This window comes from Nonomuraea sp. NPDC049028 (genome assembly GCF_043197735.1).
Classification (GTDB): domain Bacteria; phylum Actinomycetota; class Actinomycetes; order Streptosporangiales; family Streptosporangiaceae; genus Nonomuraea.
In genome coordinates, this window is record NZ_JBICTR010000007.1 from 276,140 (window position 1) to 299,778 (window position 23,639).

The following is a 23,639-nucleotide window of genomic DNA, read 5'->3' on the forward strand; positions in this document are numbered from 1 at the left end:
TAGCCCGCGATCAAGCCAACGAAATGGGCGGTTCAGGCCAAGGTCACCTGGCCGAGAGGGGTGTCCAGCACCGCCCGCAACGCGATCTCCGGGCCCTCGGCGATGTCCAGCTCGACGCCCAGCGCGGTCAGGTCGCGGCGGAGCGCGGAGGGCTCCGGGTGTACGGCGCTGAAGGCGGCCAGGCCCAGCCGGGGCAGTCCCGACGCCGCGGGGTGGGTGGTGCCGCCCCAGTCGATGAGGAACGGCACCGGCCTGACCGGCGCGGAATCGTCCCGCCTGGTGAGCCGCCACTCCAGCAGGGTGCCGTCGGGGGTGCGCCGGGACAGCGGCTCGACGTCGCCGGGGTCGTAGCCGTGCTCGCGGGCCTGCCGTACGGACTTGTCGAGGTCGGTCGGGTGTACGGCCCAGGTGATGAGCTGTGGCTCGGACAGGGTCTCCAGGTCGAAGACGGAGCGCTGGAGGCCGTCCTCGGCCTCCGGGTCTGGCCCGATGATCTCCAGGTAGGAGGTATCGCCGAAGGAGACCAGGTAGTTGGCGGTGCCGCCGGGGTGACGGCCTCCGGCCGCCGGGGTGACTCCGGTGCGCGCGGCGAAGTCGGCGACGCCGAGCAGGAGGTCGGGTACGGCGTAGACGAGGTGGTCGAGGTGCGGATCGGTCACTGGTCTGCCTTCCGGTCGCTGGTGGGCTCTCCTAGCGAGAGCATGAGCCGGTTCGCCCAGTTGAAGAAGGCCGCCGCGTGAATCGTGTCGCTGATCGCCAGATCGTCCAGCCCGGCCGCGCGTAGCGCCTCGATGTGCTCGGCGCCGAACTCGGACGGCGTGGCCGCCAGCGCCACCGAGGCGTCGATGACGGCCCGCCACCGCCCGTCCTGCGGCGCCGCCACGCCCTCGTCGAGCAGCCGTCGTACGTCGTCGGGCCGTTTGGAGTAGTGCGCCGCGAACCGCGCGTGCACAGAGGCGCAGAAGACGCACCCGTTGCGGCGCGAGGTGGCGGTGGCGGCCAGCTCGCGCTCCGGGCGCGGCAGGCCGCCCTTGGTGTTGTAGAAGATGTCGTTGTCGGTCTTGGTCCGTGCGTGCAGGATCTCCGGGTCGCGGGCGAGCAGCCTGAAGTACGGGGATGCGGCCCGGGACGCGTCTACCAGGGCCTCTCGGTGGGCCTCGGTCAGCTCGTGTTCGGCCAGCGGCGCCAGCCACGGCTTCCAGCCCAGTTGGTCGGTGGTGAAGCCGGTCATGCGGTGGTCTCCTTCTGGGCGGCGCCGAGCAGCCGCAGGCCCGCGACCACCCGGATCTGGAAGCTGAGGAAGGCCACGAGCTGCGAGAGCGTCACGATGGCCGCGTCGCTCCAGCCCGCGTCCGCGAGCGCCCGCAGGTCCTTGGGGTCGGCCTCGCGCGGGCGGAACACCAGCAGGTGCGCGTGCTCGAAGGCGGCGGCGAGCCGCGCCCCGAGCGCTTCGGGCTGCCGGGCCCGGTAGCGCAGCCCTTCGTCGCTCTCGGCGGCGAGCGGTCCGTCGGCGGGGTAGGCGCCGTAGGGGCCGGTCGTACTCCCGGCCTCGATCTCCAGCCGGACCGCGCCGAGCAGTTCGGGAGCCAGCTCGGCGAGCCGGTCGGCGTAGAAGCGGGCGGTACGGGGATCGCTGTGCAGGCCAGTCACGAAGGCCGCCACCGCGTCCCGCTCGACCAGCGAGACCGCGCCGGGCACGTCAGGGGTGAGCAGCGCGTCGAAGCCGCGCTGGGCGTGCTCGCGGGCGTCCGGCCGCCGGTCACGCAGGCGATCGAGCGGGGAGTCCGGCTCGATCCCCACCAGGTGGTCGATCACGTCGATCATGTGGTGCTCAATTCCGTGGTGTTCGGGGCCCAGCCGAACGCGGGGGCGACCTCGGTCGCCAGCAGTTCGATGGAGCGGAGGATCAGCGGGTGCGGTGGGTCGACCGAGTGCACCTGCAGGACCAGGTCGGTGACCCGGTCGAGCGTGGGGTCGGCCTTGAGGCTGTCGATGACGTCCTGCGGGGTCCCCACGTGCACGTCGAAGGCGGTGATGCGGTCGCGGGAGGTCTCGAAGGGCAGCCGGGCGCGGCTCAGCCCGCGTTCGGCGTACCGCAGCGCCTCGGCCCGGCTGTCGGCCACGAACGCGGTCCGCGACGCCACGATCCGGGGCGCGGTGCCCGCCGGCAGGTTCTCGTAGTAGGCGTCCACGATGGGCCGCTGGATCTCCGCCAGCGTCGCCTCGGGATGCTCCTCAGGGCGTGGCTGGGTACGCGACAGCATCAGCCCGTTGCCCGCCCGCCCCGCCCTGGCGCCGCCGCTCACCGAGAACGTCGCCTCCCAGACGGCGTCGAGCAGGCGCGGCGCCGCGGGATAGAGCCGGTTGCCGCCGCCGAGGTCGCGGCCCGACCAGGCGTCGACGAGCACCGCCAGATGCTCGGCGTAGACGGCCGCCCGCCGCGCGCTCTCCTTCCCGAACGCGGTGAACGACGACGGCGTGCCGCCGCTGCCGACGCCCACTTCGAGCCGGCCGCCGGTCAGCAGATCGAGTACGGCGGTGTCCTCGGCAACGCGTACCGGATGTTCGAGCGGCAGCGTGATGATGCCGGTGCCGAGCCTGATCCGGCTGGTACGCGCGGCGACGTGCGCGAGGAAGACCAGCGGCGCGGGCAGTCCGCCCTCAGCGCCGTCGAAGTGGTGCTGCGCCACCCACGCCGTGTCGAACCCGAAGGACTCCGCGTGCCCGATCTGCTCGGCGGCCAGCCGGTAGCGCTCGTCAGCGGGCACCTCGTCGAGCAGTCGGCTGAAGAATCCCAGCCTCATCGCACCGGCTCCGGGATCGCGGCCAGGAGTTCGCGGGTGTAGTCGTGCTGTGGGTCGGTGAAGACCCGTTGTGTGGTTCCGAATTCCACTATGCGTCCCTTGTTCATGACGGAAACGGTGTGTGAGATCTGGCGCACCACCGCGAGGTCGTGCGAGATGAACAGATAAGTCAGCCCCAGGTCACGCTGGAGCTCTTCGAGCAGGTCCAGGATCTGCGCCTGTACGGTCACGTCGAGCGCGGAGACCGCCTCGTCGAGCACCACGACCCCCGGATCGACGGCCAGCGCGCGGGCGATGGCCACGCGCTGCCGCTGGCCGCCGGACAGCTCGCGTGGCCTGCGGTCGAGCAGGCTCTCGGGGAGCGCCACACGTTCCATCAGATCACGCACCCTGCGGCGGCGGGCGGCGCGGTCCCCGAGCCGGAAGTTGCGCAGCGGCTCCTCCACGATCGCGGCGATGGACTGCCGGGGGTCGAGCGAGCCGTAGGGGTTCTGGTAGACGAGCTGCACGTGGCGCCGGAAGTCGCGCCCCGCTCTCCCCCCGACGACCGTTCCCGCTCCGGCGATCGTGACGGTGCCGGAGGTGGGCTCGGCGAAGCGTACGACCATGCGGGCCGTGGTCGTCTTGCCCGATCCGGACTCGCCCACGAGAGCGTGCGTGGTGCCGGGGCGTACCTCGAAGGACACCCCGTCGACAGCGCGGAACGGACGTCTCCCGACGCGGAACTCCTTGACCAGGTCGCGGACCACGATCGCGGGCTCTTCGTCAGTGGCCTCCTCTACCGCGCGGAACTCGCGCACGGACAGCGCGGGCGCGTCGCGCAGCAGCTGCCCGGTGTAGGCGGCCTGCGGAACTGACAGGACCTGGCTCGACGGGCCCTGCTCCTCGATCCGGCCGTCCTTCATGACGATCAGGCGGTCCGAGCGGTTCGCGGCGATGCCCAGGTCGTGGGTGACCAGCAGCACCGCCGTACCGAACTCGGCGCGCAGGTCGTCGATGAGATCCAGGATGCGCCGCTGCACCGTGACGTCCAGTGCGCTCGTCGGCTCGTCGGCGATGACGAGCCGCGGTTCCAGGGCGATGGCGATGGCGATGAGGACCCGCTGACGCATCCCGCCGGACAGCTCGTGCGGGTATTGGCGGGCGCGCGTCTCCGGGTCCGGCAGGCCGACGCGGGTGAGCAGGTCCACGACGCGGCGGGAGATCGTACGACGGTCGCCGCGTTTGTGGATGCGCAGGACCTCGCCGATCTGGGCGCCGACGGTCTTGACCGGGTTCAGGGAGTTGGACGGGTCCTGCGGGATCAGGCCGATCTGGGCGCCCCTGATCGATTCCATCCGGCGGGTGGACCAGGTGGCCAGGTCGGAGTCGCCGAGCAAGATCTGGCCGCTGTCGAGGGTGGCGTTAGGGGGCAGCAGGCCGATGATCGAGTGGGCGGTGGTCGTCTTGCCGGAGCCGGACTCGCCGACCACCGCGACCACCTCGCCGGGCTCGACCGTGAAGGAGATCCCCTGGACCGCCGGCCGGGCGTCGTAGGAGACCGCGAGGTCGCGTACGTCCAGGAGGCTCATTGGTTGGGGCCTCCAATCGACCAGCTCATGTCGTGTTCCTTCCGATCGAGCGGCTGATTCGGCTCGCGGCCAGTACCACGGCCACGACCACCACGCCGGGCAGCGTCGTCAGCCACCACGAGGTGGCCAGGTAGTTGCGGCCCTCCGAGATGAGCAGTCCCCATTCGGGCGTCGGTGGCTCGGCGCCGTAGCCCAGGAAGCCGAGCGTCGAGATGGCCAGGATCGCCACCCCGAACTGCAGGGCGGCCAGCGCGATGACCGGGCCGAGCGAGTTGGGCAGGACGTGCCGCCAGAGCACGGCCGGGAACCGGCCGCCGCTGCCGAACGCGGCCTCCACATAGTCGGACCGGCGCACCCGTACGACCTCCGAGCGCGACAGGCGGGCGAAGGCGGCGACGGACCCGATGCCCACCGCGATCGCCACATTGACCGTGCCGGGACCGAGCAGGATGATCACCGTCAGCGCCAGGAGCAGGCCGGGCACGGACAGCAGGACGTCGGCCACCCGCATGACGGCGTCGTCGAGCAACCCGCCGGTCGACCCGGCCAGCAGACCGAGCAGCGTGCCCGCGAGCAGACCCACGGCGACGGCGACGAACGCGCCCGACAGGGAGTGCACGGAGCCGTGCACCACGCGGGCGAACAGGTCGCGGCCCACGGCGTCGGTGCCGAACAGGTGCTCGGGGCTCGGCGGGCGCAGCTTCTCGGCCGGCACCCCGGCCAGCGGGTCGTACCCGGTGAACAGGGCGGGCACGACGGCCCAGAGCACGACGAGAGCGATCGTCAACCAGGACAGGATCTTCACGCCGCCGCCTTCAGCCGGGGGTCGAGCACCGGGAACAGCAGGTCCACGCCCAGGTTGACCAGGACGAACACGGTGCTCGCGAGCACCACGACGGCCAGCATCACCGGCGTGTCCTGCGCGTTGACCGCCTGCTCGGTCAGTCGTCCGATGCCGTTGCGGCCGAAGACCGTCTCGGTGACGACCGACCCCGCGATGAGCTCGCCGAACGTCATCCCGGCGACGGTCAGCGCGGGCAGCACCGCGTTGCGAGCCACGTGCCGCCACAGGATCCACCACCGCGACGCGCCCTTGGCGGCCACGACGGGTACGAACGGCTGGGTGTACACCTGGTCGATGCCGCGTGCCAGCACCTGCGCGATCGGCGCCGAGATCGGCACGGCCAGCGTCAGCACCGGCAGCAGGAGTTGCTGCGTCGGGCTGCCGCCGATCACCGGCACCAGCCCGAGCCGGAAGGAGAACACCTGGATCAGCAGGATCCCCAGCCAGAAGGCGGGCACCGAGACGAACAGCGACGGCACCGCCAGCAGCGCCCCGCGCAGCCAGGACGTACGGCTGTACCCGGCGGCGAAGGCGAGCACCACGGCGATCAGCAGGGCCAGCGCGAACCCCGCCGTGGCCAGCTTGGCCGTCTCCGGCAGCGCCTCGGCCAGCCGTTCGACCACCGGCGTGCCGGTGTCGATCGAGTAGCCGAAGCCGCCGCGCAGGAAGCCGAGCAGCGTGTGGAGGTAGCCGATGATCGGCGGGTCGCCGCCGCCGTAGTAGGCGCGGATCTCGGCGATCTGCTGGGGCGACAGCCCGAGCTCCGGGTTCTGGAACTTGATCAGGATCGAGTCGCCGGGCAGGAGCTGGAGGAGCACGTAGCCCGCCGTGAAGGCGGCCCACAGCACCAGCGCCGCCTGCCCGACGCGCAGCAGGACGTATCGGGTCACCGCTTCGACAGCCAGACCGAGTAGAACGTGGGCCTGGCCACCGCCTCGAAGGCGACACCCTGGACGTACGGGGCGGCGCCGTAGACCTGCGGCTCCTCGAACAGCGGGATCGCGTAACCCTGGTCCACCACGTAGCGCTGGATCTCGCCGACCTTGGCGTCGCGGGCGGCCTTGTCCGCCAGGGCCGACTCCTCCTCCAGGAGCTTGTCGAGCTTGGTGTCCTTGGACAGGATGACGTCGCGGTTCTGGCTGTGGAAGTGGCTCTTGATCACGTCCTCGTCGGCGCGGCCGACCATCGAGTGGGCGATGGCGGTCTTCTCCGCGTTCTTGATGTCGACGGCCTGGGTGCCGGCGTCGGCGGGGCGGATCTCCAGCTTCACGCCGATCTTGGTCCACTGCTGGGCGATGAGTTCGAGGGTCTGCTTGGACAGCGGCTGCGGGCCCGAGACGAAGACGCCCAGCTGGAGCGGCTTGCCGTCCTTGGCGCGGATGCCGTCGGCGCCGCGTGCCCAGCCGGCCTTGTCGAGCAGGGCGTTGGCCTTGGCCGGGTCGTAGGCGAGCTCCTTGGACAGGTCGACGTACCCATGGGCGAGGTGGCTGAGGACCGAGGTGGCGACCGGGTAGCTCGGGGTGAACAGGGTGTCGACCACCTCCTTGGCGTCGGTTCCGGCCTGGAGCGCCTTGCGTACGTCGAGGTCGCTGAGGATGCTGTTGCCGGGCCGCAGGTAGAGGCCGTTGTTCACGCCTCTGGTCGGCTCCGCATAAATCTTGAAATTCGCGTCCTTGACGGTTTTTTCGTCATAAGCCTGGACGTAGCGGACGTAGTCGGCTTGGCCGGAGGCGAGCGCGCCCACCCGCACGTTGTCCTCGGGCGTCACGATGATCTTGATGGTGTCGAGGTACGCGCGGCCCTGGTGCTTCGACGACGCCGGCGCCCAGTTGTAGTCCTTGCGGGCGGTCAGGTCGATCTCCTTGTCCACGACCTGTTTCGCCACGGTGAACGGGCCGGACCCGATGACGTTCTTGAGCTGGCACTGCTGTTCGTACGGCAGCGAGATCGTCTTCTTCGACACCAGGCCCGCGCCGATGACCGAGGTTCCCTGCAGAAAACCGGGTGACGGCTTCTTGAAATGGAAGCGCACGGTTCTGTTGTCGATGACCTCACTACGTTCGTAGTTGTTGACGAACTCGGCCGGGGGCAGCTTGAGGTCGGTGTCGCCGAGGCCGTACACGTCGAAGTTGGCGGCCACGGCCGAGGCGTCGAGCGGGCTGCCGTCGCTGAAGGTCACGCCGTCGCGCAGGTGGAAGGTGTATTCGGTGGCGTCCTTGTTCACCTCCCACTTGGTGGCGATCCACGGCTCGATCCGCAGCGTCTTCGGGTCCTGCCAGGTCAGCTTGTCGGTGAGCTGGTTCAGCACGCCGCCGTTCGGATAGAAACCGGCGGCGGGCAGGTAGAGGCAGGTGGGCGGCTGATGCTCCAGGTAGGTCAGCGTGCCCCCGTAGACGGGTGCCCCTCCGGCGGCCTGCGCCTGGACGGCGGGACCGCCGCTGCCGCAGGCGGCGAGGAGCCCCGAGACGGCCAGCCCCGAGGCGGTGAGCATGGTGAGCGCGGCGGAACGCATGGGACATCCTTCACGGTGGTCGCTGGAACTAAAACCACCATATCCTACCTAGATAGTAGGTATATAACCCACCTCTGCCCTCTCGGCGGCCTGGCTGAGCGCCGCGTGCTCAGTGGCCTGATCGAGCGCCGCGTGCTCGGCGGCCTAGCTGAGCGCCGCGTGCCGGGCGGGGGACGTCAGCGGGGGACGCTATTCGCCCGTCACACCGTCGATCTGCTCACGCAGGATGTCGGCGTGGCCGTTGTGGCGGGCGTACTCCTCGATCATGTGGACGAGGATCCACCGGTGGGAGCAGTCCTGCCCGTGGCGCTGCTGCTTGCCCAGGGCGTCGAGCGGCACCCCGGCCGACACCTCGCGGGCGTGCTCGATCTCGGTCTGCCAGGTCTTGAACGCCTCGTCGGCCGAGGCGGTGTCAACGTCGTCGAAGTCCGCGTCTTGGTTGGTGTCCTTGCCCCACAGCTTCGGGACGTCCTCGCCGTTCAGCACCCCCCGGTACCAGGCCCGCTCCACGTGAGCCATGTGACGGACCAAGCCGAGCAGCGACATGGTCGACGGCGGGGCGGAACGGTGCCGCAGCTGCTCCTCCGACAGGCCCTCGCACTTGACGGCCAGGGTCTCGCGATGCCAGTCGAGCCAGTTGGTGAGCATGGCGCGCTCGTCGGCGATGAAGGGGGGCGGGATGCGATTGTCACTCATGCTGCGCAAACGTAGCTGACCGGCCGAGTTACCGTCGAAGTAGACCATCCAGGATGGTCTGTTTGGCGAACCAATAGCTGGAACGAGGAGTCGAACGGGTCAGGGGCGGAAACGGCGGGGGGTCGTGATCATGAGGGGTCTGGTGGCCGCATTGGCGGTGGTCACGTTGACATCGACATCGTGCGGGGGGATCGGGCAGGCGTCCGAGGTGTGGCAGGCCTCCGTCCGCTCGGAGGACCCGGTCGTGACGGTCGCGCCGACGTGGATCCGCGGGCTGCGGGTGGTTCGCGACAACGGCAACGAGGGATCCTGTGCCTGGTCGACCACGTACCCGCAGGTGCCGGGCGCGCAGCCGCTGACGGACGCGCTGCGCCGGCTGGTCGAGGCGCGGCGGGCCACGTTCCTGAAGTGGGCGCGGGAGAGCGGGTGCGGCGAGCAGGACGGGAAGGCGCCCGAGCTGAACGTCGGGTTCGGCTTCGTGGCGGCCTCGGGCGATGTGATCGGGGTCCGGTTCACCGTCTACCAGCTCGGGGGCGCGGGCGACGGCAAGTCGACGACGTCGCTCTGGTACGACGGGGTCAAGGGCCAGGTCGTGCCCGCCATGTCGCTCATCGACGCGGCGTCCATGAGCGGGTTCGAGGCGCTGACGGAGAAGGTGCTGACCGAGAAGGCGCTGACCGAGGAGGCGCGGCTCGCCGACCGGAGCGCCCAGACGCTCGACGACCTGGGTTTCACCAAGGACGGCGATCTGGTCGTGACCTTCGACGAAGGGGAGGTGGCGGCGGGGGCCGTCGGCCAGGTGCAGGCCGTGTTGCCGCGCGCCGAGGTGGAGCCGCTGCTGTCGGACTTCGGCCGGCGGGCGCAGGCCCAGGTCATGCGTCCGTCCGGCCGCATGGCGCTGCCCGGATATACGGCGGACGGCTCGGTCGACTGCCGCCGGGTCAAGTGCGTGGCGCTCACCTTCGACGACGGCCCGAGTCCGTACACCCCCAGGTTGCTCCAGTATCTGGCCAGGTACCGGGCGCGGGCCACGTTCTTCGTCGTCGGGCAGAACGTGGTCGCCCGCCCCGGCGTGGTGCGCGGCGCCCTGCGGGCCGGGCACGAGATCGGCAACCACAGCTGGTCGCACCGCGACCTGACCAGGCTGTCCGCCCGTGCGGTGCGAGCGGACCTGGCCAGGACCGACCAGGCGATCCGGAAGGCGACCGGGGTGACGCCCACGCTGGTCCGCCCGCCGTACGGTGCCTTCGACCGCGTCGTACGCAGGCAGTCGCCGCACCCGCTGGTGCTGTGGAGCGTGGACACCCTGGACTGGTTGTACCGCAACAGCGGCCACGTGACCCGTGCCGCGGTCGGCCCAGCGCGACCCGGATCAATCATTCTTTTTCATGACATCAGGCCGACCACCGTGGCGGCGATCCCCCAGGTGCTGAAGAGGCTGTCCAAGCGCGGCTTCCACTTCGTGACGGTCAGCGAGCTGTACGGTGGCCGTCCCCCCGCGGTCGCCGTCCAAGGCCCGAGCCCGAGGCATCCATGACCCCTCAGAGGTGGACGTACTCGTAGTCGAGCGGACGGCCGTTGATGCCGTTGCGCGGCGGGGCCAGCCAGGCGGCGATCTTGCCGGGTTCGTAGACCGGCCGCATCAGGCTGTGGACGTACGCCTTGTCGGCGGGAGTGGGCAGCCAGCGGTCCCGGTCGCGCTCCCAGGTCGCCTGGTCGACGAGGCGGCCGTCCGGGGTGAGGTGGTGCCCGGCGAACGCGCCGACCTGGCGGTTGAAGCCGACATGCGGCAGGTACAGGGTGGCGACGCCATCCAGGATGCGGTTCCACCGGGTCAGGCCGGTGGCGCAGTCGGCGATGTACTCCCCACGCAGGTCGGCGTTGAGCGCGGTCAGCGCGGGCAGGCGCACGTCGGCCAAGCGGCCGTCCACGACCTGCTGGACGGTGGTGGCCGCCTCGGTGAGCAGGTGGTCGTCCTTGCGCCGTTCCTCCTGCCAGCGGCCCTTGAGCCCGGCTGTGTAGTAGTTGGCCACGTTCGTGGAGGTCTCGCCGCCGAACAGGTCCAGGCTGACGCTGTAGTGGAAGTTGATGTACTTCTGGATGACATCAAGCGGGATGCCGCCATATTTCTGGACGTCGTCGGTGTCGTGCTCGCGCATCAGCGTCGCGGTGCGCTCCACCACCCGGTCCACGCCGGTGGTGCCGACGAACATGTGGTGGGCCTCCTCCTTCAGCATGAACTCACACGTACGGCTGAGCGGATCGAACGCGCTCTCCTTCAGCGTGCCCAGCTGGTACTTGCCGTCGCGGTCGGTGAAGTAGGTGAACATGAAGAACGACAGCCAGTCCGGCGTCTCCTCGTTGAAGGCGCCCAGGATGCGCGGCGAGTCCTCGCTGCCGGAGTTGCGCAGCAGCAGCGCGTCGGCCTCGTCGCGACCGGCGCGGCCGAAGTAGGCGTGCAGCAGGTAGACCATGGCCCACAGGTGCCGGCCCTCCTCGACGTTGACCTGGAACAGGTTGCGCAGGTCGTACAGGCTGGGCGCGGTCAGCCCGAGGCGGCGCTGCTGCTCCACGCTGGCCGGTTCGGTGTCGCCCTGCACCACGATGAGCCGCTGCAGCTCGGCGCGGAACTCGCCGGGCACCTGCTGCCAGACCGGCTCTCCCCGGTGCTGGCCGAAGGCGATGCGCCGGTCGGGGTCGCGCTCGGCCAGGAAGATGCCCCACCGGTATTCGGGCAGCGCCACGTGGCCGAAGTGCGCCCAGCCCTCCCGGCCCACCGCCACCGCCGTACGCAAGTAGACGTCCTGGGTCGGCAGCGCCGGTCCCATCTCGCCCCACCAGCGCAGGAAGCCGGGCTGCCACGACTCCAGCGCCCGTTGCAGCCGCCGGTCCTCGGCCAGGTTGACGTTGTTCGGGATGCGCTCGCCGTAGTCGATGGACATCTCACACTCGCTTCCGGTCGAAGGCGGGCCGCTGCCCGGTGCCGTAGCGGCGCAGCGCGCCCTCGGGACCGGCGGCGTTGGGCCGGTTGAACACCCAGTTCTGCCAGGCGGTGAGCCGGGCGAAGATCTTCGTCTCCAGCGTCTCGGGGCCGGCGAAGCGGTGGTTGGCCTCCATCGCGGTCAACGCGTCCGGGCTCAGGGCCGCCCGCTCCTCCAGCGCGATGCGTACCTCGTCCGCCCAGTCGATGTCGTCGAGCGCGAAGGTGACCAGGCCCTGCTCCTCCGCCTCGGCGGCGTCGATCTCGCGGCCGGTCTCCTGCCGCAGCTTGGCGAGGTGGCCGGGATCGCCGAGGAAGCGGGCGGCCAGCCGGGACAGGCCGTTGCCCATGGGGAACGCGCCGAAGTTCGCCTCGGTGAGGGTGATCGCCGTGCCCTCTTCGTCGTACATGTACTGGCGGTCGCAGGCCAGCGCCAGCTCCAGCAGCGGCCCGGCGAAGCAGCTGCCCGGCTCGATCAGCGCGATCAGGCTGCGGCTCGTCACGTCCAGGCGTTTGAGCGTGCGCTTGAAGTAGTGCCGGATCTCGTCGGCCGGCCAGTCGTCGCCCTGCCACGCCTCGAGTACGCGCCGGGCCTCGCCCTCGGTCTTGATCACCCAGGTGCCCAGCGCCGGCTCGTTGGTGCGCAGCCGCAGGATCAGGTCGTCCAGCTCCCTGGTGAGCGCCAGTGGCCAGGACTCGATGTCCTGTCGGGGGCCGTACGCCGTGATGGTGACCAGCCCGTTCGCCCGGTCCAGGTCCGCGGTGACGTTCGGGTAGCGGATCGCGTCGGCGCTCACCTCGCGCTCCAGCGGGGTCAGCGCGATCCCCTTGGCGTCGCGCGGGCGGGTGGAGCGGGCGGCGGCCTCGGCGGCGCGCTGCCGTACCGTCTCCTCGAACCTGCTGCGCGGCACCGCCTCGTCGACCAGGCCCCACTCCACCGCGCGCGAGCCGCGCACGCCCTCGCTGCGCGTGGCGAACACGTCCGCCAGGTCCTTGCGTACGCCGCGCTTGTCGACCAGCCGGGTCAGGCCCCCGGTGCCGGGCAGTACGGCGAGCAGCGGCACCTCCGGCAGCGACACGGCCGTGGAGCCGTCGTCCAGCAGGATGATCCGGTCGCAGGCCAGAGCCAGCTCGAAGCCGCCGCCGGCCGCCGTGCCGTTGATCGCCGCGAGGTAGGTCTGGCCGGAGTTCGCGGTCGCGTCCTCGATGCCGTTGCGGGTCTCGTTGGTGAACTTGCAGAAGTTCACCTTCCAGGAGTGCGATGACCCGGCCAGCATCCTGATGTTGGCGCCCGCGCAGAACACCTTCTCCAGGCCGCCGGTGATGATCACGGCGCGGACCTCGGGGTGCTCGAAGCGCAGGCGCTGGACCGCGTCGTACAGCTCGATGTCCACGCCCAGGTCGTAGGAGTTGAGCTTGAGCTCGTAGCCGGGGACCAGGCCGCCGTGCTCATCCACCTGGAGGACGATGCGGGCGATCTCGCCGTCGTACTCGACGCGGAGGTGGCGGTAGCGGTCGGGGTGGGTGTCGAAGGACACCTCGGGCGCTGTCTCGGACACGTCCCTATTTCGACATCCTTTTTTCGCTGCGTCAAGCATGTGTAGCATTTAATAGGGTGGCTGGGAAAGCGCTTCCCGCCGCCGGAGGTCCGATGCCCGCGCACCGCATTCACGACACAGAGCCCGCGCTGACCTGGGAGGACGCGTTCCTTTCCGGCAACGGCGAGTACGGGATCATGGTCTACGGCGAGCCGCACGCCCAGCGCGTGGTGTTCGACCATCACCGCTTCGTCCTGCCCAACGGCTCCCGCGACCTGCGCCCGCCCGCCATCGCCGACCGGCTGGAGGAGATCCGCGAGCTGATCCTGTCCGGGCGGGCCGCCGAGGCGCAGCGGGTGGTGGCCGATGGGCGGAGTCTGACCTGGACGCAGGCGTTCCATCCGGGGTACGAGCTGGTCGTCGAGGGCGCGTTCGCCGCCGGGCCCTATCGGCGGGTCACCGACTTCGCGACCGGGGAGATCGCGGTCACGTCGGCTGGGCGCGCACACCACGCGTTCGTCTCGCGGGCCGACTCCGTCGTGGTCCAGCGGCTGACCGGTGAGCTGAGGCTGCGTCTGACGGGCGAGCTGCCGGGCAAGCCCGACGACGTCGTCTACCAGACCACTGCTTACGAGAAGGGTGGGCACGTCTTCCTGAGTGCTCGCGGCGCCTATCCGGCCGGGCTGGGCGCCGCCGGGTTCGAGGGGCTGACGCTCGTCCTGGCCGCCGACGTCTCCGTGTCCGGCGACGCGGTGGTGACGCGGGGCGAGACGCTGCTGCTGACGAAGCTGGACCGGTACGAGGAGCCCGGCTGGGGCACCGACCGGCTGGAGGCCGCTCTCACAACCTTGGCCGGGCATCGGTACGACGAGCTGCTGGCGCGGCATGTCGCCATCCATCGGCCCATCTACGAGCGGGTCACCCTCGACCTGGGTGTGGCCGGGGACCCGCCGGTCCGCGAGCTGATCGCTGAGCCTGGTCCCGCGTTGGTCGAGCGGTTGTTCCACTCGGGCCGCTACCTGCTGCTCAGCTCATCGGGCGTGCTGCCGCCCCGGCTCACCGGTCTCTGGCTCGGCGCGTGGGGAGCGGCCTGGTCGGGTGACTTCACCACCGACGCCAACCTCAACCTGCAGATGGCCGGGGTGAACATCGGCGCGATGCCCGAGCTCATGGCCGGGTACGCCGCCCTGATCCGCGACCAGATCGACCACTGGCGGGTCAACGCCCGCGAGATCTACGGCGTCGACGGCATCCTCGCGCCGAGCCGTACCGACGGGGAGAGCGGCTACCTGTTCCATTTCGACGAGGACTGGCCGTGGACGATGTGGCTGGCCGGGGCCGACTGGCTGCTGTACCCGCTCCACGAGCACCACCAGGTCACCGGTGACCTGCCCGAAGAGCTGCCCGGCTGGCTGGCGGAGGCGGCGGCGTTCTGGGAGGAGTTCCTGGCCGGGTCCGACTTCGTGATCGTGCCGTCGTTCTCGCCGGAAGTGGGTCCCGAGGGCTCCTCGTACGCGAGCGTCAACGCGACGATGGACATCGCGGCGGCCCGGCACGCCCTGGGCCTGGCCGGATCACCGCTGGCCGAGCGGCTGCCGCCGTACCGGATCGACGAACGGGGCGCGCTCACGGAGTGGGCGTGGGACGCGGCCCCGCACGAGGATCACCGGCACGTCAGCCACCTCTATCCGGTGTGGCCGCTGCACGAGATCAACCCCGACGACGAGCCGGAGCTGGCCGCGGCCGCGCACCGCGCCCTGGAGCTGCGCGGCGACGAGAACCTGTCGGCCCACGGCAGCCTGCACCGGGCGCTGGCGGCGGCCCGGCTGAAGGACGCGGGGCTGGCCCAGGCCAACCTGATGAAGATCCTGGGCATGGACATGCTGTTCCGATCGCTCATGACCGCCCACAATCCGGGCCGGGAGATCTACAACGCCGACGCCGCGCACACCCTGCACGGGCTGGTCATCGAGCTGCTGGTGGACTCCCGGCCGGGGGTCGTGGAGCTGCTGCCCGCCGTGCCCGAGCTGCTGCCGAAGGGGACGATCCGCGGCGTCACCTGCCGGGGGCGGGTCGTCGTCGAGGAGCTGACCTGGGGAGAGGGGAGCGTGCGGGCGGTGCTGCGCTCGCCCGTGGACCAGCGGATCACCCTGATCCACCGCGCCTCCGGGCACCGGGAGGAGGTCGAGCTGGTCGCGGGCGAACCGCACCTGGTGGCCATCGACGGCTGAGGGCCGTGAAAGCAGATCGCCCCATCGGTTGAGTACAGGTGTGACTGCCAATATGACGGCTCGGCTCCGGCTCGTTGATCCTTCGGGGGCGATCAGCGACGCGGACCTGGTGGAGGCGTCGTACCGAAAACCCGAGCGGTTCGGGGAGCTCTACGACCGCTATATCGGGGAGATCCACGCGTACCTGGGCAGGCGGCTCGGTCAGGAGGCCGCCGACGACCTCGCCGCCGAGGTGTTTCTCACCGCGTTCAGGAAGCGCACCACGTTCGATCGCGAACGCGGGGAGGTGCGTCCCTGGTTGTACGGCATCGCTTCTAATCTGATCGCGATCCATCGCCGTACCGAGACCAGGAAGCTGGCCGCGCTGCGCCGCAGCGCGGCCGCTCCTGCGGGCACGGACCACGGTCACGAGGAACGCGTGGTCAGCCGCGTCGACGCCGCGAACGAGCAGGCGCGGCTCACGGCGGAGCTCCAGGCGCTCTCGGATGGGGACCGGGACGTGCTGCTGCTGAGCGCCCTGGGCGAGCTGAGCCATGGGGAGGTGGCCGAGGCGCTGGGCATCCCGTACGGCACCGTCGGGTCCCGTCTGTCACGGGTGCGCAGGAAGCTTCGTGCCGCCCTGGGCGGCGTCAATCCCTTGCTTGGAGGCTCTGATGGATGATTACCGGGCGGTGCGCGAACTGCTGCCCGCGCCGCCGCTGTCGCCGGAGGTCCGGCGGGCCGGGCGCGAACGGCTGGCCGGCGCGTTCGCTCACGAGGGGGCTCGGCGGCGCCGCAGGGCCGCCAGATGGAGCACGCTGGGGCTCGGCCTGGCCGGGGCGGCCGCCGTGGCCCTGCTGGCCACCACCTCCGTGTCGCCGGGCGGGTCGCCCGCCACGCACAGTGCGGTCGCCCCGATGAGCGCCAACCAGATCCTGCTGGCCGCCGCGACCTCGGTGGCCGCGACGCCCGACGCGGGCTCCTGGTGGGGCAGCAAGGTGGTCGACGGCCGCGAGTTCTACGACCCGGGCCACCACTACCTGCTGCGGCAGAGCAAATCGATGGAATCCTGGATCCCAGCGGATCCGGAGGCCCTTACCTGGTACCGCGAGACCTACCTCGGCGCCGTGCCCGTGGGCTCCGAGGGCGCGGCCGCCTGGCGGGCGGCCGGCGCGCCGACGACCTGGATCTACGGACAGGGCAAGACGCCCGGCCTGATCACCGACGACCGGGCCGAGGGCATCGTCCGGGCGGCGCGGGGCAAGCCGTGGACCTTTTCCAGCGAGGACTGGGACTTCCGCATCCTCCTGGCCGGTAAGCCGCTGACCAGGATGAACGAGGTGCCGACGACTCCCGAGGGGCTGCGTGCGCTCTTCTCCGACGTGGACGATCGGGTGCTCGTCGACAACGCCGTGAGCCTGCTCGTGTACGCGCCGGTGACGAGCGAGACCCGGGCCGCCGCCTACCGGCTGCTCGCGTCGATGCCCGGGGTCTCGGCCGTCGGGCAGGTGACGGACACGCTCGGGCGTATCGGGCAGGCCCTCGAATACCAGTCCGCGCAGCGTCCCGTGACCGAGTACGCGGGGGGCACCCGTACCCGGCTGGTGATCGATCCGGCCACCGGGAAGCCCCTCTCGATCGAGACGCGCGCCACGGACGATGGCCGTCTCCTGGAGTTCACCGCGATCCAGGAGAGCGTCTGGACAGATGACAACCCACTGAAGGAGCACAAGTGAGATCGCTGATCGCCGCAGTCGCCGGTTTGGCCTTCACCGGAGCGCTCGCCGTACCCGCGCAGGCGACCCCGCCCGAGGGCAAGTACTGGCGGGTCGACACGATCCTGAGCAGGACCCATCCGCGTCCGGTCGGCAGCGGCTACTGGCTGGCGGAGCGGCAGGCGTCCACCGTCTGGCAGTCACCTGAGGGCAAGAGCTGGTTCGGTTTCCGGCCGCTCGGGGCTCGGCCCAAGACCGAGAAGGACGAGGCGGCCTGGCGCGCCGACGGCTCCCCGACCTCGTGGACCTACCGTACGGAAGGCATGAAGATCTCCCTGTCCACGGAGCCCGGTGAGGGGCACGTGGGGCCGACGAAAGGCGCCCCCAAGGGCTTCCGCCTGGGCGAGAGGTACGTGACGTACCAGCAGCTCCAGGATCTGCCGTCGGATCCGGTCGCCCTCAAGAAGTATGTCGTCGCCGGCGTGAAGACCTGGATCAAGGAGGCCGCGGACGAGGCGAAGACCACCGCCCCGAATTCCAAGATCGAGGACTGGGAGTCCCACCTCGACCGTTACGTGGCCATCGATCTGAGCCGGATGCTCTGGGAGAACCCGGTCCCGCAGAAGGTCAGGAGCGCCGCCTTCCAGGCGTTCAAGACCACCAAGGGCGTCACCGACGTCGGGCGGGCCCAGGATCCGCTGAACCGCTCCGGGCAGAAGTTCGCCCTGCCGACGCTCACCACCAAGGGCACGGTGCTCAAGCAGCAACTCCTCATAGACGCCAAGACCATGACGCTGCTGGCCGAGTACACCGACACCACGGTCGACGGGAAGCCGTTCCCGGCCAAGACCAAGGTGGAGACGTACAAGGTGGGCTGGACGAACGAGCAGCCCGCCGTCCCGGACGGCAAGTAGGGCCACGAGGACTCGCCCGTCAGGGCGAGTCCTCGTCAGGCATCAGCGCACGACGGTGCAGCCGACCCACTTGATGACGTGCTTGTCCTTCTTCGTGAAGAACTCCGCGCCCTTCTTGCTCTTGAAGGCGCGCTTGTGCAGAACGCCCTTCTCATCGCGGAACCGGACATTGACCCGGCCGCCTTCGCGGTGCTTGACCACGCACTTCATCTTCTCGTCCGGCCCGCAGGCGTCGTCCTCGGGGCCCAGCCGCTCCGAGAAGACGCGCATCTTCTTACCCCTGATGAGCTTGCCGTCCTCATCCTCGAACCGGCCGTCCTTGAGGCTGATCCTCTTGCCCTCCTCGCCTTTGAACATGACGTCGGGCTCCGAGCACTCCAGGATGGGCGCGACCTGGTCGCTGGTGATCAGCTGGGGCTGTGACGGGTCGTCCGAGGCGAATGCGGGGGCGGACACGGCAGCGGTGGTGCCGAAGGCCGCCACGGCGATGATGGCGGCACCGAGTGCGCGTCTCATGTGACTCTCTTCTCTGACGGTTCTCTGAGGGTTGTGAGCTGTGACGACCGGCCGGTCACGATGAAGACTGCCGGGCCGGGTGTTAATTCCGTGTATGACAAAAATTGACCGCCCGTATTGACGATCTCGCAGGCGGCGGCTAGCGTCGTCTCATAATTGACAGGAAACTTTCCTATAAGTTTCTTGTCGGGCCTCCCACCCACCCCCAAAACCGCCGGAGGTCGGACCACCATGAGACACACGATCCTGAAGAAGGGCCTCGCGGTCCTGGCGGCGCTGCTCCTGCCGCTGACCGCGACGGTCGCCGCACCTACCGGCGCGTACGGCGCCAGCTCGGTCGCCTTCGCCGCCGCCTGGGCCCCGTGGACCGCGTACACGGCAGGGACCCGCGTCACCTACAACGGCGTCGACTACGAGTGCGTCCAGAGTCATACGTCCCAGCCCGGCTGGGAGCCGCCGAACGTACCCGCCCTGTGGAAACCGGTCACCGGCGGCGGCACCGACACCACCGCGCCGTCCGTGCCCGGCAACCTGCGTTCGACGGGCACCACCTCCAGCAGCGTCTCCCTGGCCTGGGACGCCGCCACCGACAACGTCGGCGTCACCGGCTATGACGTCTATCGCGGCTCGACGCGGGTGACCACGGTCACCGGCACCTCCTACACCGACAGCGGGCTCGCGGCCGCCACCAGCTACACCTACACGGTCCGCGCCCGTGACGCCGCCGGGAACGTCTCGGCCGCCGGCAACTCCGTCACCGCCACCACCTCGGGCGGCACCGGCGCTCCCGGCCAGCCCGGCACGCCCAGTGTCACCGGCACGACCGGCAGCTCGATCGCCCTGTCGTGGGGCGCCTCTTCCGGAACCGTCACCGGTTACCGCGTCTACGAGGGGAGCACGGTCAAGGCGACCGTGACCGGTACGTCGGCCACCATCGGGTCGCTGGGCGCCTGTACGTCGCATACGTACACGGTCAAGGCGTACAACTCGGTGGGCGAGTCCGCGGCCAGCGCCCAGGTCACCGGCGCGACCACCGGGTGCACCGGCGGCGGCAACAAGGTGCTCGGGTACTTCGTCCAGTGGGGCGTCTACCAGCGCGGCTACCACGTCAAGAACATCGACACCAGCGGCTCGGCCGCCAAGCTGACCCACATCAACTACGCCTTCGGCAACGTGACGAACGGGCAGTGCGCCATCGGCGACAGCTACGCCGACTACGACCGCTTCTACCAGGCGGGCGAGAGCGTGGACGGCGTCGCCGACACCTGGGACGCGGGCGCGCTGCGCGGCAGCTTCAACCAGCTGCGCAAGCTCAAGAAGAAGTACCCGAACCTGAAGGTGCTGTTCTCCTTCGGCGGCTGGACCTGGTCCGGCGGCTTCGGCCAGGCCGCGCAGAACCCGACCGCCTTCGCCAACTCCTGCTACAACCTGGTCGAGGACCCGCGCTGGGCGGACGTGTTCGACGGCATCGACATCGACTGGGAGTACCCGAACGCCTGCGGTCTCAGCTGCGACAGCAGTGGCCCGGCGGCGTTCAAGAACGTCATGTCGGCCCTGCGCTCCCGCTTCGGGTCCGGCAACCTCGTCACCGCGGCCATCACCGCCGACGGCACCAGCGGTGGCAAGATCGACGCGGCCGACTACGGCGGCGCCGCTCAGTACGTCGACTGGTACAACGTCATGACGTACGACTTCTTCGGCGCCTTCGCGGCGCAGGGCCCCACGGCCCCGCACTCGCCGCTCACCTCGTACGCGGGCATCCCGACACCGGGCTTCTACTCCGACAACGCCATCCAGAAGCTCAAGAGCAAGGGCGTGCCGTCGAACAAGCTGCTGCTCGGCATCGGGTTCTACGGCCGCGGCTGGAGCGGGGTCACGCAGTCCGCCCCCGGCGGCACGGCGACAGGGCCGGCGCCCGGCACGTACGAACAGGGCATCGAGGACTACAAGGTGCTCAAGACCCGCTGCCCGGCCACCGGCACCGTCGCCGGCACCGCGTACGCCTACTGCGGGGGCCAGTGGTGGAGCTACGACACCCCGAGCACGATCGGCGGCAAGATGAGCTACTCGAAGAGCCAGGGCCTGGGCGGCGCGTTCTTCTGGGAGCTCAGCGGCGACACCACCGGCGGTGAGCTGATCACCGCCATGAAGAGCGGCCTGGGGTGACCATCCTCACCTTCTGAGGGCCTTGTCCGGGCCGGTTCCGCGTCGCGGGGCCGGCCCTTTCGGCTTTCCTGCCCGGTTGGAGGGTTGACCCGGGAGCTGCGTGGAAATCTTGAAGTCATAACGCTTCGTGATCGCCCACTAACTGTCAGCTCATGATCTCCGGGGGTGATGATGATGGACATGCTTCCGCCGTCAGCGTTCATTCGCAGGACACCGACCCCGCCACGACGGCGGTGGGGATCGGCGTGCATGGCGCTGGCGCTCGCCGGGGCCATGGGCTTCGGTAGCGGGCTCGGATACTCGGTGGGCCGGACCGTACAGGAGCGTCAGTCGTCGCTCCGGCCACGGGTGGCGGCGATGTCGGTCACGACCGGTGAGGCCGCGCCGTCAGCCCCTGAGCAGGTCAACGCGGCGCCGAAGCCCGCTGCCCGCCCAGTTGCCCGTCCGGCTGCTCATCGAGTTGCTCATCGGGTAGTTCGGAAGGCTGCCCATCCTGCTGTCGAGCGGAAACATCGCGTCAAGACCGCGAAGACCCGCCATCATGTGAGGGCCGAGCACCGCTCGGCTTGCGTCCGACTGCAGGGACTCAGGGCACGACTGTGCAGGACCCTGTTCAAAGAACACTGACCGCCGGGGGCCGCCGGGCGAAGAACACGAACTCCAGGCCGGGCCGGTCGGGCGCACCACGGACTTCCTCCACGGTGTACCCATGGGCGACCAGCGCCGCCTCGACCTCGTCACGCTCGCGGAAGCGCAGTGTCGAGTGCGAGGTCAGCACCTGCCCGTCCGAGCCGAAGACGTGCGTCCCGCGGAAGGTCACCAGCGGCCCGCTGACGTCGAGCACATCGCACCAGCTCTCCACCGCGCCGACGCCCTGAATCTCGGTGACCTTGTACGTCGCCGCGCGATCCCACCCCTCCCAAGCGCGTTTCGCCGGATCCCGGGTCTCGAACACGAGATGTCCACCGGGCCGCAACGCGTCGTAGACCCCACGTAACGTCCCCTCCCAATCGCGCGGGTCCATGATCGCTTGGGCGACATTTCCCGTCATGGTGGCCAGATCGACTTGCATCGGGGGAAGGGCCGTCGCGTCACCGTGGAGCCAGCGCACCCGCTCGCCGTTCGGCTTGGCCCGCGCGACATCGAGCGACGCGCGGGCCGGGTCGACGCCTATGACGTCGACGCCGCGACCGGCCAGGAGCAGCGCGAACGTCCCCGTCCCGCATCCCACGTCCAGCAGGGTACGGGCACCGAGCTCATGGACGATGGCCACATACGCGTCCAGATCACCACGGTCGGGGTCGAGCGCGTCATAGATCGAGGCCAGACGCGGATGTTCGAACATATCGTCAGCCATCAGGCCACGGTATGCCGCAGAGCGTGCTCGGCTGTACTCAGTTTCCGGCCAGCTTCTTGGCGAGCTCCTCATCGGAGTTCGCCTTCACGAGCCGGCAGGGCGCGATCGGGCTGCCGGCCTTGGCCAGATAGGGGAGGAACGCATAGTCCATTCCGGCGTAGTTACCCGGTCGGAACTCCAGGACGAGCGTCTCCTCCGGGCGCATGAAACGGGGGGAGATCACGAAGGTGTCCTTGTTGATCGGCGCGGCGACGTCTCGGGAGCGCCAGTTGTCCGGCTTGTCGAACTCCTTGCGCTGCTGCTCGGTCATGTTCTTGGTGCTCGGCGGGTCGTAGGCCAGGTCCGCGCCGACGAAACGCCCACGGGCGCACTGCTTGTCCGCTTCCGTGAACGTCACGTCAGCCACGATCCCCGCGCTCCTGAGCATGGCCTCCAGCCCGTCGGGGTCCCGGAACTCCTTGACCGTCACCTGAACGGTGCCGTCGGCGTTCTTCACCACCGCGTACGCCGCACTCGGCGCCCCGGAGACCAACGGCACGGCCACCAGCGCGGCCGCGGCGATGCCCGCGACGGCCAACCCCGCCAGCACGGGACGACGCATCGGCGTCCAGGAGGGCCGACGGCGGGCGGGCGGGGTCGCCACGATCTCCGCGAGGAGGTCCTGAACGCCCTGGCCCATGGAAGGCTCGGCGTACTCGGCGGCCGGATCGATGGCGGACACCATGCGGTCGATCTTGTTCATCGGGTTTCTCCCCTCAGCGCGGTCATCACAGTGACCTCGTCCGTCGCGGTCGTGTCGAGCAGCCGAGCCAGTCGTTTGCGGGCCCGATGCAGCCGGAGCCGGGCGGCGGTGCTGCTGCAGCCCAGCACCTTGGCGATCTGCGGGCCGGTCAGCTCCTCCCAGCAGGCCAGGGCGAGCACGTCCCGGTCGGCCGCGTTCAGGGCGGCGAAAGCGGTGCGTACGGCCTCGGTCCGTGGGTCGGCGGCCGTCTGCCCCTGTCCGACGGCCAGTTCGCCACGGAGCCGCGAGGCCAGCGCGGTACGGCGCGACTCGCCGCGCCGGTGATTGGCCAGGACCCGCCGGGCCGCGCCGTACAGCCAGAGCACGGCGGCCTCGCCCTCGGGTACGTCATCCAGCCGCCGCCACGCGGCGAGGAAGGTCTCCGCGATCACATCGGCGACGTCGTCCACGGAATCGGTACGACGTATCGCATAGCGATGTACTGCCGGATAACAGGCGAGATAGAGCGCCTCGAAACGATCTCGCGTGTCGGGTGGCACGCGTTGATCCTGCACGGGTGTCTCCTAACCGAAGAATGCCGGAACACCTCACTAGGTGTCCGGCATCTCCGCAAGTGTTTCCACCCGTGCCCGGGGGACCCTTGCGTCTGAATAACAGATAACGGTTGAAGAACGCGGCATGGCGATGCGGTGTGCAGTAGAGCAGCATTGAGGTCGTGGCAGGGATCTCCGTCTGGCGGCGGGCGAGTCTGCGTCACGGGCCCTATGTGGCCCGGGCGATGGCCGAGCTGCGCTCCTGGCCGGCTCTGGCGGTCAGTGACACCCGGCGCGGCGTGGCCTTCGCGGTGCGGGGCACCGAGATCCTGCGCCCGTCCGGCCGGGACGAGGTGCACCTGCGTCTGACGGCGGCGGCGATCGACCGGCTCGAACCGCATCTGCGGGTCTGCGACCAGGTGCACGCCTGCGCCGACAGCGCCTGGGTGGCCGTGCAGGTGGACGCCGAACCCGACCTCGAACTGCTCCTCGCCCTGACCAGCGTGGCGATCAAGGCACACGCCTCGTAAACCTGGAGCCG

22 protein-coding genes are annotated in these 23,639 nt (G+C 70.0%); 7 read left to right on the forward strand and 15 right to left on the reverse strand.

The annotated features are described in order from the left end of the window. Positions 1-32: 32 nt before the first annotated feature. From ACGFJ2_RS28470 to ACGFJ2_RS28510, 9 genes are all read right to left on the reverse strand, one after another. The gene (locus tag ACGFJ2_RS28470) at positions 33-659 is read right to left on the reverse strand and encodes a VOC family protein (protein WP_358180208.1); all 627 of its coding nucleotides are present in this window, start codon (positions 657-659) and stop codon (positions 33-35) included. Continuing rightward, positions 656-1,231, reverse strand: a complete 576-nt coding sequence (locus ACGFJ2_RS28475) for an alkylhydroperoxidase domain protein (RefSeq protein WP_357957457.1) — start codon at positions 1,229-1,231, stop codon at positions 656-658. The genes ACGFJ2_RS28470 and ACGFJ2_RS28475 overlap by 4 nt, the downstream gene beginning before the upstream one ends. After that, entirely contained in the window at positions 1,228-1,824 is a 597-nt protein-coding gene (locus ACGFJ2_RS28480; RefSeq protein ID WP_357957455.1) for a CMD domain protein, read from the reverse strand. The genes ACGFJ2_RS28475 and ACGFJ2_RS28480 overlap by 4 nt, the downstream gene beginning before the upstream one ends. Next, on the reverse strand, positions 1,821-2,804 hold the full coding sequence (locus ACGFJ2_RS28485; RefSeq protein ID WP_357957454.1) for a putative FMN-dependent luciferase-like monooxygenase: 984 nt from the start codon (positions 2,802-2,804) through the stop codon (positions 1,821-1,823). Before ACGFJ2_RS28485 ends, ACGFJ2_RS28480 begins: the two co-directional genes overlap by 4 nt. Further along, the gene (locus ACGFJ2_RS28490; RefSeq protein ID WP_393473278.1) at positions 2,801-4,375 is read right to left on the reverse strand and encodes a dipeptide ABC transporter ATP-binding protein; all 1,575 of its coding nucleotides are present in this window, start codon (positions 4,373-4,375) and stop codon (positions 2,801-2,803) included. The genes ACGFJ2_RS28485 and ACGFJ2_RS28490 overlap by 4 nt, the downstream gene beginning before the upstream one ends. A gap of 25 nt (positions 4,376-4,400) precedes the next feature. Further along, positions 4,401-5,180, reverse strand: a complete 780-nt coding sequence (locus ACGFJ2_RS28495) for an ABC transporter permease (RefSeq protein ID WP_357957450.1) — start codon at positions 5,178-5,180, stop codon at positions 4,401-4,403. Then, positions 5,177-6,109 carry an ABC transporter permease gene (locus ACGFJ2_RS28500; protein ID WP_357957448.1) on the reverse strand — a complete coding sequence of 311 codons (933 nt, stop codon included), beginning with the start codon at positions 6,107-6,109 and terminating at the stop codon, positions 5,177-5,179. The genes ACGFJ2_RS28495 and ACGFJ2_RS28500 overlap by 4 nt, the downstream gene beginning before the upstream one ends. Continuing rightward, a complete protein-coding gene (locus ACGFJ2_RS28505) occupies positions 6,106-7,731 on the reverse strand; it encodes a TIGR04028 family ABC transporter substrate-binding protein (RefSeq protein WP_393473283.1) in 1,626 nt (541 codons plus the stop codon). Before ACGFJ2_RS28505 ends, ACGFJ2_RS28500 begins: the two co-directional genes overlap by 4 nt. Positions 7,732-7,920: 189 nt before the next feature. Beyond that, on the reverse strand, positions 7,921-8,427 hold the full coding sequence (locus ACGFJ2_RS28510) for a DinB family protein (RefSeq protein WP_393473286.1): 507 nt from the start codon (positions 8,425-8,427) through the stop codon (positions 7,921-7,923). A gap of 130 nt (positions 8,428-8,557) precedes the next feature. Between ACGFJ2_RS28510 and ACGFJ2_RS28515 the strand changes: the two genes are divergently transcribed. Further along, positions 8,558-9,964 carry a polysaccharide deacetylase family protein gene (locus ACGFJ2_RS28515; protein ID WP_357957444.1) on the forward strand — a complete coding sequence of 469 codons (1,407 nt, stop codon included), beginning with the start codon at positions 8,558-8,560 and terminating at the stop codon, positions 9,962-9,964. Positions 9,965-9,968: 4 nt separating this feature from the next. Here ACGFJ2_RS28515 and boxB read toward each other — a convergent pair whose 3' ends face one another. Both boxB and boxC read right to left on the reverse strand, forming a co-directional pair. After that, entirely contained in the window at positions 9,969-11,369 is a 1,401-nt protein-coding gene (boxB, locus tag ACGFJ2_RS28520) for a benzoyl-CoA 2,3-epoxidase subunit BoxB (RefSeq protein WP_393473289.1), read from the reverse strand. Position 11,370: 1 nt separating this feature from the next. Then, the gene (gene boxC / locus ACGFJ2_RS28525) at positions 11,371-12,966 is read right to left on the reverse strand and encodes a 2,3-epoxybenzoyl-CoA dihydrolase (protein WP_393473292.1); all 1,596 of its coding nucleotides are present in this window, start codon (positions 12,964-12,966) and stop codon (positions 11,371-11,373) included. A gap of 92 nt (positions 12,967-13,058) precedes the next feature. On the opposite strand from boxC, the gene ACGFJ2_RS28530 reads away from it, so the two are divergent. Genes ACGFJ2_RS28530 through ACGFJ2_RS28545 form a run of 4 tightly spaced genes read left to right on the forward strand, consistent with a single transcriptional unit; the run spans position 13,059 to position 17,784 of the window. After that, positions 13,059-15,176, forward strand: a complete 2,118-nt coding sequence (locus tag ACGFJ2_RS28530; protein WP_393473295.1) for a glycoside hydrolase N-terminal domain-containing protein — start codon at positions 13,059-13,061, stop codon at positions 15,174-15,176. A 52-nt stretch (positions 15,177-15,228) separates the two neighbouring features. After that, positions 15,229-15,837 (forward strand): RNA polymerase sigma factor, encoded by a 609-nt coding sequence (locus ACGFJ2_RS28535; protein WP_357957438.1) that lies wholly within the window; start codon positions 15,229-15,231, stop codon positions 15,835-15,837. Further along, the gene (locus tag ACGFJ2_RS28540; protein WP_393473300.1) at positions 15,830-16,891 is read left to right on the forward strand and encodes a CU044_5270 family protein; all 1,062 of its coding nucleotides are present in this window, start codon (positions 15,830-15,832) and stop codon (positions 16,889-16,891) included. The genes ACGFJ2_RS28535 and ACGFJ2_RS28540 overlap by 8 nt, the downstream gene beginning before the upstream one ends. After that, positions 16,888-17,784: a hypothetical protein gene (locus tag ACGFJ2_RS28545; RefSeq protein ID WP_393473303.1), complete on the forward strand. Its 897-nt coding sequence runs from the start codon at positions 16,888-16,890 to the stop codon at positions 17,782-17,784. Before ACGFJ2_RS28540 ends, ACGFJ2_RS28545 begins: the two co-directional genes overlap by 4 nt. 42 nt (positions 17,785-17,826) lie before the next feature. Here ACGFJ2_RS28545 and ACGFJ2_RS28550 read toward each other — a convergent pair whose 3' ends face one another. Then, positions 17,827-18,300 (reverse strand): hypothetical protein, encoded by a 474-nt coding sequence (locus ACGFJ2_RS28550; RefSeq protein WP_357957433.1) that lies wholly within the window; start codon positions 18,298-18,300, stop codon positions 17,827-17,829. A gap of 231 nt (positions 18,301-18,531) precedes the next feature. Between ACGFJ2_RS28550 and ACGFJ2_RS28555 the strand changes: the two genes are divergently transcribed. Further along, positions 18,532-20,466: a glycosyl hydrolase family 18 protein gene (locus ACGFJ2_RS28555; RefSeq protein WP_393473306.1), complete on the forward strand. Its 1,935-nt coding sequence runs from the start codon at positions 18,532-18,534 to the stop codon at positions 20,464-20,466. Between the two features lie 613 nt (positions 20,467-21,079). Here the strand turns inward: ACGFJ2_RS28555 and ACGFJ2_RS28560 are convergent. From ACGFJ2_RS28560 to ACGFJ2_RS28570, 3 genes are read right to left on the reverse strand one after another with little or no spacing between them, the layout of a single operon-like run. After that, positions 21,080-21,823 carry a class I SAM-dependent methyltransferase gene (locus ACGFJ2_RS28560; protein WP_393473309.1) on the reverse strand — a complete coding sequence of 248 codons (744 nt, stop codon included), beginning with the start codon at positions 21,821-21,823 and terminating at the stop codon, positions 21,080-21,082. Positions 21,824-21,860: 37 nt separating this feature from the next. Then, positions 21,861-22,565, reverse strand: coding sequence for a hypothetical protein (locus tag ACGFJ2_RS28565; RefSeq protein ID WP_393473312.1), 705 nt, complete (start codon positions 22,563-22,565; stop codon positions 21,861-21,863). Then, positions 22,562-23,119 (reverse strand): RNA polymerase sigma factor, encoded by a 558-nt coding sequence (locus tag ACGFJ2_RS28570; RefSeq protein ID WP_358180238.1) that lies wholly within the window; start codon positions 23,117-23,119, stop codon positions 22,562-22,564. The genes ACGFJ2_RS28565 and ACGFJ2_RS28570 overlap by 4 nt, the downstream gene beginning before the upstream one ends. A gap of 161 nt (positions 23,120-23,280) precedes the next feature. On the opposite strand from ACGFJ2_RS28570, the gene ACGFJ2_RS28575 reads away from it, so the two are divergent. Next, on the forward strand, positions 23,281-23,628 hold the full coding sequence (locus ACGFJ2_RS28575; RefSeq protein WP_357653615.1) for a luciferase family protein: 348 nt from the start codon (positions 23,281-23,283) through the stop codon (positions 23,626-23,628). The last annotated feature ends 11 nt before the right edge of the window (positions 23,629-23,639 follow it).